General features: G+C 48.6%; 8 protein-coding genes. 3 read left to right on the forward strand and 5 right to left on the reverse strand.

Annotated elements, in window-relative coordinates; all coding sequences use genetic code 11:
* Positions 1 to 671: 671 nt before the first annotated feature.
* A complete protein-coding gene (locus HKD21_RS13990; protein ID WP_194256220.1) occupies positions 672 to 1,619 on the reverse strand; it encodes a hypothetical protein in 948 nt (315 codons plus the stop codon).
* A gap of 223 nt (positions 1,620 to 1,842) precedes the next feature.
* On the opposite strand from HKD21_RS13990, the gene HKD21_RS13995 reads away from it, so the two are divergent.
* Positions 1,843 to 2,603 (forward strand): IS5 family transposase gene (locus HKD21_RS13995; RefSeq protein WP_194256221.1). Its coding sequence is split into 2 segments (ribosomal slippage): positions 1,843 to 2,176 and positions 2,176 to 2,603, totalling 762 coding nucleotides; the frame shifts between segments, so codons are not numbered across the junction.
* Between the two features lie 406 nt (positions 2,604 to 3,009).
* Positions 3,010 to 4,113 (forward strand): glycosyltransferase WbsX family protein, encoded by a 1,104-nt coding sequence (locus HKD21_RS14000; RefSeq protein WP_194256222.1) that lies wholly within the window; start codon positions 3,010 to 3,012, stop codon positions 4,111 to 4,113.
* A gap of 33 nt (positions 4,114 to 4,146) precedes the next feature.
* On the opposite strand, the gene HKD21_RS14005 is transcribed toward HKD21_RS14000, so the two are convergent.
* The 4 genes from HKD21_RS14005 to HKD21_RS14020 all read right to left on the reverse strand — a co-directional run bounded on the left by HKD21_RS14005 (position 4,147) and on the right by HKD21_RS14020 (position 9,087).
* Positions 4,147 to 5,592, reverse strand: coding sequence for a glycosyltransferase family 2 protein (locus tag HKD21_RS14005; protein ID WP_194256223.1), 1,446 nt, complete (start codon positions 5,590 to 5,592; stop codon positions 4,147 to 4,149).
* 389 nt (positions 5,593 to 5,981) lie between these two features.
* Positions 5,982 to 6,407, reverse strand: coding sequence for a hypothetical protein (locus HKD21_RS14010; RefSeq protein ID WP_194256224.1), 426 nt, complete (start codon positions 6,405 to 6,407; stop codon positions 5,982 to 5,984).
* Positions 6,408 to 6,724: 317 nt separating this feature from the next.
* On the reverse strand, positions 6,725 to 7,948 hold the full coding sequence (locus tag HKD21_RS14015) for an MFS transporter (RefSeq protein WP_228121522.1): 1,224 nt from the start codon (positions 7,946 to 7,948) through the stop codon (positions 6,725 to 6,727).
* An 11-nt stretch (positions 7,949 to 7,959) separates the two neighbouring features.
* The gene (locus HKD21_RS14020; protein WP_194256225.1) at positions 7,960 to 9,087 is read right to left on the reverse strand and encodes an alkene reductase; all 1,128 of its coding nucleotides are present in this window, start codon (positions 9,085 to 9,087) and stop codon (positions 7,960 to 7,962) included.
* A 118-nt stretch (positions 9,088 to 9,205) separates the two neighbouring features.
* On the opposite strand from HKD21_RS14020, the gene HKD21_RS14025 reads away from it, so the two are divergent.
* Complete coding sequence (locus HKD21_RS14025; RefSeq protein ID WP_194256226.1) at positions 9,206 to 10,114, forward strand: LysR family transcriptional regulator; 909 nt, start codon at positions 9,206 to 9,208, stop codon at positions 10,112 to 10,114.
* The last annotated feature ends 107 nt before the right edge of the window (positions 10,115 to 10,221 follow it).

Raw genomic sequence — 10,221 nt, forward strand, 5'->3', positions numbered from 1 at the left:
CAGACAAGTGTCTCGGGGGCATGCCTCCGAGACACTTGTCATCCAATCAACCCAAAGCCATAAAAAACGAGAACTCTCCTTTTGAGTGGATACAAAAAGGGGGGCACGTCAATCCGCACCTAGAGCGTTCTAAAAAACTCTAGGTTTCACGCGTATGGTAAAAACTAACGCATGATTTCAAACCTTCAGCCTAAAACGAGGGTCTCAGTGCCTGCTTGTTCGAATAACGGTTGAGATAAAACCCGAACACAACAAATGCTAATAAACAGCACTAACCATCTCTGACATGCGATGGCCGGGAAGACGGCGCTCCGGGTGAGGAAAGCTGCTCCGAATGCCCGTTGAGTGATATTTTGGCTCCATCGAGCCGAATAAAATACCTCTTTAAAAGCAAATTGAACCGTATATTATGCTCTCACCCGAGACATTTTGCATTATCTACAGGAAATTACACATTTAGCACGGTGTGTGGATTTTCCTTTAACACGCACTAGTTCGCGCTTTAGTGGCTTGATCTCGGTATACTTCGCTCCCTTGCCAGAAGGAGTCTTCGCGAACTTGCGTTTCCGTTTACAAGACCAGTACTGTCACATCCCAAAACGGCTTAGAGACCTCGCAGACTGGCTAGCCTCCGCCTGCAGAATCTTTGCGACAACATCTGGCGAGACTCGTCATGCGTCACTATCAGAATCCGATCCGTAATCCACTGTCATTTTGTTATTCCGTGCCAATGTGATGCGTGTCGTTCCCATACTTGCGGGTGTATCCCCCATTTGGGCACTCTTCGAAAGCCATTGCGGGCCGGGACCGGGCCCCGTTCCAACAGGATCAGGCGCATCCGGATGAACGTGTGGATAACAATTCGCGCAGGGCCTTTTGATACCAACGGGATCGGTACCGCCAGCCTCCAGAATACGTCTCTCTGCATGTAGGCCATCTCTGGCAGTGGAAACCGAGTCTGTTGGAATGATCTGCATGTGTCCAATACCGGAGGCTTCGATACGTATAGGATCTGCAAATTTTTTGATGTGACGATCCTTTCTAACGGACTGATCGGCAAGTTCTGCTGAAGATGGAAACTCTTTAGCAATATTCTCGGAAAATTTGCTCACTGTCGTATGGATCTGAGATTTTTTGTCCGTATCGGAAAATATATTTTTTAGAGCTTTATTGCCTTGATTAGTATTTGTAGAAATCAGGATATCTCCGTCTTTATATCCTGCCTGTACTTCTTGATAGCCTTTTATATTTCTCACATCGAGTGATTTCTGTGTTGCAGTTGCAAGATGCCTTAATGTCTGTTCCGCTCTTAAAGCATCAAATGAACGGCTTTCACGACTAGTACATTCTTTGCCGATCTGTTCCAGTTTGGATTGACCAGATTTAAACTCTACCGGCTTCGGTACCGTGAAGACTTTTTCACTCTGATTGGCGCCGTATGTGATCCTGCACGCCCCTCCTTCAGATGCGTGCTTTTTAGCATTGCTACGTTTTGCAGAGGAAACTGCCTCATCTGACATAGCCTCCTCAAAATTACGCTTGTGCGAAATGGAGGAATCTTCCTGTATAGGCAGTTCGTTCTGGGAAAAATGGCTGGATAGTGATAAAATATTATGCATCGGAGGCAATCTTTCCCAGAAGACGGTAACAGCTTCGATCCGTATTGTATTTTCCTTACCTAGACCTGACGCTTTGTCTGGGAAGCGCCCTGTTCAGAAAGAACTATTGATAAATGCGGGACTGCCCCTCGTAGATGTGGCAGGAAGAGGCATTGTTGATTAGGCTCAGGACCCATTGATATGAGTGACTGGATGTGATTCAGGCTCCTTGAGGAGACTGGAGATGAGCGACCTGTTTTGGCTGACGGATGAACAGATGGATCGTCTGCGGCCCTTTTTCCCAAAGAGCCACGGTAGACCGCGTGTTGATGACCGTCGCGTGTTGAGCGGGATTATTTTTGTGAACCGCAATGGTATGCGCTGGCGTGATGCGCCCCGGGAGTACGGTCCACACCAGACGCTCTACAACCGCTGGAAGCGTTGGGGCGACATGGGTATTTTTATGCGGATGATGGATGGCTTATCTGCTGCAAGTGTCGAGCCCCGGACCATCATGATTGATGCGACGTATCTCAAGGCGCACCGCACGGCTTCGAGCCTGCGGCTAAAAAAAGGGATCCAGGCCGCCTGATCGGTCGCATCAAAGGCGGTATGAATACCAAGCTGCATGCGATCACGGATCAGAACGGACGACCGCTGAGCTTCTTCATGACGGCGAGACAGATCAGCGATTATACCGGTGCCGCTGCTTTGTTGGACAGTCTTCCTATGGCACAGTGGATGCTGGCGGACCGGGATTATTATGATGCTGACTGGTTTCGGGATGCCTTAGAGGAAAAAGGGATCAGACCCTGCATTCCGGGGCGAAGATCCCGCGGAAAACCAGTCAAATACGACAAGAGAAAATACAAACGTCGCAACCGCATCGAAATCATGTTCGGAAGGCTCAAGGACTGGCGGAGGGTCGCAACCCGCTATGACAGATGCCCAAATATCTTCTTCTCAGCCATCTGCCTCGCCGCAAGCGTCACCTTCTGGCTATGAGTCCTGAGCCTAGGACGGTCGGATCTCATATCCGCAATCCAATACCGGCAAATCTGTCATCCGATCCCCAGCCGAGCATGTTTCTGCCGCTCAGAAACCACAAACAGGGCTGTTCATCCTAACTATGGGCACTCTCTGTACGCACACGGAGATCGGGCGCTGCCAATATCATTTACTTGGAAGGCCAGAGTATAGCGCTTCTCGCTTCACTCCCAATACAGAAAAGAGATCACCGCAAAGAACCATCGATTCCGTTCGTTGAACCTAAAATCACCACACCTCAGAGTTATTGAATGCTTCCTCAATCCCTCCAGATATACCACTTTGAAAAGCCATAAATATCGTGGACCAGTTCAATGATTTCCTTTAAAATTCATTAATAATATCTTCTAGGAAAGATTAAAAATTGAACACTGAAGTAAGAAATATCGCGTTCTATTTGCCACAGTTTCATCAGATCCCAGAAAACGACGCGTGGTGGGGCGAAGGTTTTACCGAATGGACAAACGTCCGAAAAGCAAAGCCACTTTTCAAAAATCATGTCCAACCGATCGTTCCAGGGGAGTTAGGCTATTACAATCTACTGGACGAAAACGTCTATGCCGCGCAGGCACACATGGCGCAGAGCCACGGCATAGAAGGCTTTTGCTATTGGCATTATTGGTTCGGCAACGGCAAACGCATTCTCGAGAAACCATTCAACAAAATTTTGGAAACGCAAAAACCTGACTTCCCCTTCTGTCTATGCTGGGCCAACCAGTCTTGGACTGGTGTATGGCATGGAGCACCAGGTCATGTTCTCATGGAACAAACATATAATGGTGAGGAGGATATGCGGGCCCATTTCGCCTTTCTCTCAAAGGCCTTCCGGGACCCGCGCTATATTACGTTTGATGGACGGCCTGTTTTTCCAATCTATGGTGTCCATGAACTCCCCGATCCACCGTCTTATATTCAGGCGCTTCGTAACCTGGCTGTTGAACACGGCTTCCCCGGCCTTCACATCATTGGCATGGCCAATAGTAACCCTGAAAAACTTATCACCTGTTGTGATCAGGTCATGCCTTGCGGACCGGGAGATTACATAGACCAACGCCCGCTAGGATTATTGAGCCGCGTAATGCGTCGCCTAGCCTGCGCGCGTCAGGCAGATTGGCTTCCCGACGCATTAAGAAAAGCCATGAATGCACCGATCCACCATCCCTTCCGAGACGTTGTTGATCAGGCATTTAAAAACCTTCCGGCATCACCGGACTATATTCCCTGCGTAACCACAGGTTGGGACAACACGCCACGTTGCAAACGCCGTGGGATTGTCTTTGAAGGGTATTCTCCTGAATTATTAGGTGAATACGTGCGCAAAGCAGTATTGAGAAACAGAAAAGTCGGTGGTGATAATTTCATTTTCTTCAAAGCTTGGAACGAATGGGCTGAAGGTAATATTCTGGAACCCGACACACGCTTCGGACTAAAACCGCTTGAAGCTGTAGCCGCAGCACTAAATAGCTGATTTAATTTATCTTATATCTTATCTTCTTGGTGTTCAGATAATAGCCATTATCTGAACACCAAGAAGGTTACACATATTGATCGTATCTGAGGTGTTGAATGTAGATAATTTAAGGATAAATTCTTCATAAGAAAAATTTCCACCTGAATTAAGCATATAATAGATTAAATCAGAGGATGAATAATTTTTTTTCCCAAAAAATGTAAATTCCCCAACTTTCTCTGCTATAGAAAACATCTCCCATCCTGCTGCATGTTCTCTCGAAAACTCTACAGATCCACCTTGATTTTCAGGAATAGCTGTCAAATATTTTCCAGTTTTTTGTGATTTTATGTATATGCGATCACCAGAATATTCAAAATCAAATTCATAACAATAACTGGTCTGAGCAGATAGATTGATATGAAATCTTATGTTTGATGAATACACAAACGGACTTCTAAAAATTAATATTTTATTGCTATCCTGAAGAATAGCCACCATTATTTTTTCATACCCTTCTCCCTGCACCAAATGACCATCAATATTATTGATAGATAAATAGGAGCCGTGAGAGCTTTTCAAATAAAAGATATCTATATTTTCTGGTTTAATTGATGAATTTAGTAAATCATCAGAATAATTTCCGTTTATAAGGAATGTTTTCAGGGAAAATTTGAATATATTCCTTTGAATATTTTTATATACATCATTAGCCAAGTTAATTTGCATCTGGTCCTGAGGATCATAAACATCATTACGATCAAAATGTGACCAGTAAACCGTGCTATTTGATAAATCAGATCCTAGCCGTCTTTTAATGCGTCCAATATAATGTTCCATGGACCTGCAGATATAGTGGTTAACACGTGCACCTTCCCACACGATATCTTTTGTTGCGCCGGACCGCCATTGCACCGGACGCCCTAAAGAGTCTGCATAATTTCCATAATGTAGATTATATTTGTGAGGATTTTCATATGAAAAGTTAACGGCTTCGGGCCTCACAAAGCTTTTAACAAGTGTATTGTCGTCAAGATCGGCAGTTGACCTATAATTAAACGCTTGATAGGTCGGAACTTTATCTTTTAATACCCGACTTGAGCTTCCATATATACACCAACTTAACGCAATTGCCGTATCATTTTCGGTAAATTTCTCTAAAAAATCATTGATATTATTGGATCCCTCGATGCTGATATATTCATCTCCATCGAGCATAGCGATCCATTCATAATGGCCGGAAGCTCGCTGGATAGCATCGAAATAACTGTCTCTCTGTCTATAATAAAAATTTCCCTCTTTCATAGAGGTTCTAAAAACTTCAACATTATAAATATCTTCACAAGACTTTGCTATTTCGTAAGTTCCGTCAGTTGAATGATCATCATACACAAATATTTTTTTGAATCCTAAAGATATGTGCCATGATAACCATGCCATAATGTCGTGAGCTTCATCTTTAACAAATATTACTATTGCAGATTTTTCTTTTTGCACGACGGAGGCCTTGTTACTGTTGCTGCTAAAAATATAATTCTGACAGATTACATTTTTGCCCGAGATTAGTAAAATCTTTCGAACATCTGTGGGAGGGAAAGTTTTTACATACCGTTCCAGCTGTTTTTCACATCCAAAAGACGCTGCCCCCAAAACTGTTATGAGTGTCGAGCGCTGTCAACGCGATAGCATGAGGTATTGCAGCTTCGTAATTCCACGAAACGTCCTTTTAAAAGGTACGCATCGCGAAGTCTTTGAAAAATCGTTTTATTCTGATCAACCTAGAGCCAAATATCAGAATTCAGATATTTATTTTAATTTCAGAAAATAAATTAAAATAAGCTCCCTGTTTTCTGAGAGCTTATTTTTGGAAAATATTTTACTAAACCTTACCAACCCCAACCTGGACCAAAACCATAATCTGGACCGAAATCACCTCCCCAAGGACCCCAGTCTCCCCAATTCCATTGGGCATCCTGATAATCTTCAGCCGTCATTTGTTGTTCGTTGGCGAGGCTCTGCTGCTGCTGATACGCTAAATAGCGACCGTAAGCAGCCTGATTTCCAACGTAGAGGCAACCGCAGACTGTTGGGTCAGCATAGACATAGGTTACTGTGTTTCCGTGTACCCGACGGATAAAGTGATGCGACGGGAGTTTTTTCAACATGGCAATTTGTTGGGGTGTGGATGCAGGCTTCAATTGAAACCCTGCTGCTGCCAGATGGTCGTCTTTTTGGCTGACCATTTGCTGAGGAGATTCACAGGCTGACAACGCAGCCACACAAAACAATGAGGCTAAAACGGTTTTTTTCATTATTAAATCTCCATAAAATATAGAATGAATTTCTGTACCCGTTGCCATGCAAACCTTGAGATTGCGGCACAGATGTTTATGTAAAATGTGCTTTAAAGTTCCCTTATTCGATCAAATTTTGCAAAAATATCTCAGAAAATACACTTTTTGCTTCTTTTTCCGCCTTTTCCTTCTTTTAAATGGTTATTTTGCGCGAACTCAAAATAACCCTCTCATATTTCTCCAACAGCCCTGTGTTGCTGCACCTTATTCCTCAACACTCTTGGATGACGTCAGGCCAGACATCATCGGCATGTAGGTTTGCAGGGACTTCCAGACTATCGACTTCGTGTCCTGATCTGGTTTTGGAGCTGAAGTAACGTGGCTGATAGCGCCAACACTCCCCCAAGGATGACGATACCTGTCCAGCCACATGGCAACCATGCCCACATCGCCATCGCCGAACCACCTGAGCCTCCTAGAAACATCGTCCCCATGAAGATCGTGTTCAGCCGAGCCCGCGCCTGCGGACGTAGCGCATAAACAACATGCTGGTTGGAGATGAGAGAACTCTGGATCGCAAAATCCAGTACGATAACGCCAGCGATTAATCCAGCCAGCGAGGTCCACAACCCGAAGATAACCCATGACACAAGCGTCAATGCCGCACCCAGAATGATGATCCGGTGTGGACCGTGCCGATCCGCGATCCGCCCCGAGAGAGGAGCCGCGAGAATTCCGACTGCTCCGACAATACCGAACAGCCCAGCGGCATCCGCGCCGAGACCGAAGCGGGGTTCTTGTAAACGAAGGGCAAGCGTCGTCCAGAATACGCTGAATGCCGCAAACAGAAAGCCCTGTGTGAGAGCAGCGAGACGCAGTTCGGGGAATTCCTTCCACAGACTGCCGAGGGATACCAGCAACTGCCCATAATGCAGGCGAGTATCGGAAGGCCTGCTCCTCGGCAGAAGCCAGGCCATTAGCACTCCTGCACCAAGAGCAATCGGTACGGCCAGCCAGAACATGTCGCGCCAGCCAGCATATGTAGCGACCACTCCTGCCAAAGTGCGGCTCAGCAGAATGCCGCTCAAAAGCCCTGCCATTACGATACCAATCGTATGACCACGACGTTCAGGAGAAGACAAATGCGCGGCAAACGGGACAATCTGCTGTGCCACAGTCGCCATAGCCCCTACGATAAGAGAGGCGATGAGCAGCACGGCCGCGCTAGGCGCCAATGCCGCTCCTGCGAGTGCGAGAGCCAACAGTATGAACTGACACACGATCAGCCGCCTGCGTTCCAGAAGATCCCCTATTGGAACAAGAAGGAAGAGCCCTGCAGCATAACCAAGCTGGGTAACGGTCGGGATGAGGCCTGTGAGCGGGTCTGGCAGGTTATTCCGCATGATGCCCAGCATGGGCTGATTGTAATAGATGTTAGCGACCGCAACTCCGGCTGCAACAGCCATTCCCAGCGTCAGAAACCCGGATAGAGATGCTTCCGGACCGTGACTCGCTCCGGAAGCGCGGTATGAGGGATTCTGAAGGGAGGGTTCATCCATGAAGTAAGGCCTTATTCGATTGTCGGCTGAGATGGGAGCGCTGGCTGTTCATTCTCTTCAGTGCTGAATGTCGGATAGTCCGTATAGCCGTGAAAATCACCGCCATAGAAGGTAGAGCGGTCATATCGGTTCAATGGCCAGTGATTCCGTAACCGCAGGACCAGATCCGGATTGGCGATAAAGGCGCGTCCGAATGCAATCAGGTCTGCATCCCCGGATTCCAAGAGTCTTTCGGCGCTTTCACCCGTGAAACCACCTGCGGCGATGATGGTCCGGGAGAAGAGCGGACGCAGGACAGACACATCGACCGGGTCGGGTTCTGCATCCATACCGATCCGTGGTTGAACAATGTGCAGATAGGCAACCTCCATAGTCTCCAGCATTGCGGCGACATAGCTGAATGTGGCGTGCCTGTTACTGTCGGACATTGATCCATAAGATCCACTTGGTGTGAGGCGCACGCCGACGCGATCAGCGCCCCATACGTCAATAGCTGCCTGAGTGATTTCCCGAAGAAAGCGGGCGCGATTTTCGATCGGGCCGCCATAAGCGTCGGTGCGCTTGTTTGTACCGTCCTGCAAAAACTGGTCGGGCAGATAGCCGTTGGCACCGTGGATTTCCACACCGTCAAATCCTGCCTGAAGGGCTCGTGCCGCGGCTTGACGGTAGGCGTCGATCAATGGCGGAATTTCATCAAGTTCCAGAGCACGGGGCGTGTCATAGGGGACTGTGCCATTGAGCGTCCATGCCGTGCCGTCTGCCCTGATGGCGGATGGAGCAAGAGGGGCTGCGCCACCGGGCTGAAGAATACGCGTGGACTGTCGCCCGACATGCCAAAGTTGCAGGAACATGCGGCCCCCTTTGGCGTGGACTGCATCCGTGATGCGTCTCCAGCCGGAGATCTGTGCGTCATCGTAAATTCCAGCGGCGCGTTCAAAACCATATCCCGTCAGTGCAACCGGAGAGGCTTCAGAAACGAGCAGACCGCCCGGCGTGGCGCGCTGGGTGTAGTATTCGAGCATCAGGTCGTTGGGCAAATTGCCGATGCTGGAGCGCATTCTGGTCAGGGGCGCCATGACGATGCGGTGCTCGAGCCGCATGGCGCCTACGAATTTCGGGGAAAAGAGAAGATCGGCCATGGGAAACAATCCTGTGTGAAACGCGCCATCCGTGGCGTGCCTCAGAGGATGAAGATTTCCGTATTGGATTGGCAGCCGTCATTTCAGTATAGAGAGAATTCCATAATGGAATAATAAAATGGATCGTTTTCAAGCCATGACCGTCTTCGTACGGGTCGTTGAAAGTGGCTCTTTTTCTGCGGCGGCGCGGCTGATGCATCTTGGGCAGCCGGCGGTCTCGAAGGCCGTTGCCCAGCTTGAGCGTCAGTTGGGCGTGCAGCTTCTGCTCCGCTCTGCGCATGGTCTGACACCAACGGATGCCGGACAGCGATATTTCGAACGCGTAGCCCGGATCGTATCCGATGCAGAGGAGGCCGATGCCGCTGCGCGCGACAGTACTTTCAGTCTGCAAGGTCGGCTCCGGGTAGCGATTCCCACAACCTTCGGCCGGATTCAGATCGTGCCTCGTCTTGGAGAATTTCTGAAGAAACATCCGCGACTGCAGATGGATATCGAACTCGATGACCGGCGTGTGGACCTGATGGCGGAAGGAATTGATGTTGCCATTCGTGTCGGGCCTCTGAACGACAGTACGATGATCGCTAAACGCCTCGGGAGCGGAAAGCGATCTGTCATCGCAACGCCCCGCTATCTGGGCACCTCCCTGCCCCTTGAAACTCCTGAAGACCTCACCTTGCATCAGGCTGTCACCTATGCGCGGGACAATGGTGTCAGATACAAATTCCGCCAACAGGAAAGAGAAATGAGCGCAGTCCTGAGTCCGCGCTTGAACCTGAGCGCCGCTGAAGGAATCCGCGCCGCTGTGCTTGCCGATCTGGGCCTGACCATCGCCGCAGACTTGATGTTCCAGTCCGAACTGGAGCGTGGAACGGTGGTACGATGTCTGGCGGACTGGTCCCTGCCACCTGTCGATCTATGGGTTGTCTATCCTTCTGGCAGACTCACGAACGCCAAGGCGCGCGCCTTTTCGGATTTCGTTGCCGGAGTGGTCGGAGAACTGGAAACAGTATCGCGTTCGATGTGCTAGGCTCAGGACCTATTAATTTATTGAACTGAGCGAGAGGTTGTGATTCACAGGCTTACCGATGGAGGGTAGGCCTGTGAGTGAGGTATTTTTGTTGTCTGAGCGCCAGA

Source organism: Gluconobacter cerevisiae, from assembly GCF_015244675.1.
GTDB lineage: Bacteria > Pseudomonadota > Alphaproteobacteria > Acetobacterales > Acetobacteraceae > Gluconobacter > Gluconobacter cerevisiae.

Excerpts from the sequence above, each read along its gene's own strand:
- HKD21_RS14020 (WP_194256225.1), bottom strand. The coding sequence starts at position 9,087 with ATGGCCGATCTTCTCTTTTCCCCGAAATTCGTAGGCGCCATGCGGCTC.
- HKD21_RS13990 (WP_194256220.1), bottom strand. The coding sequence starts at position 1,619 with ATGCATAATATTTTATCACTATCCAGCCATTTTTCCCAGAACGAACTG.
- HKD21_RS14025 (WP_194256226.1), top strand. The coding sequence starts at position 9,206 with ATGGATCGTTTTCAAGCCATGACCGTCTTCGTACGGGTCGTTGAAAGT.
- HKD21_RS14010 (WP_194256224.1), bottom strand. The coding sequence starts at position 6,407 with ATGAAAAAAACCGTTTTAGCCTCATTGTTTTGTGTGGCTGCGTTGTCA.
- HKD21_RS14015 (WP_228121522.1), bottom strand. The coding sequence starts at position 7,948 with ATGGATGAACCCTCCCTTCAGAATCCCTCATACCGCGCTTCCGGAGCG.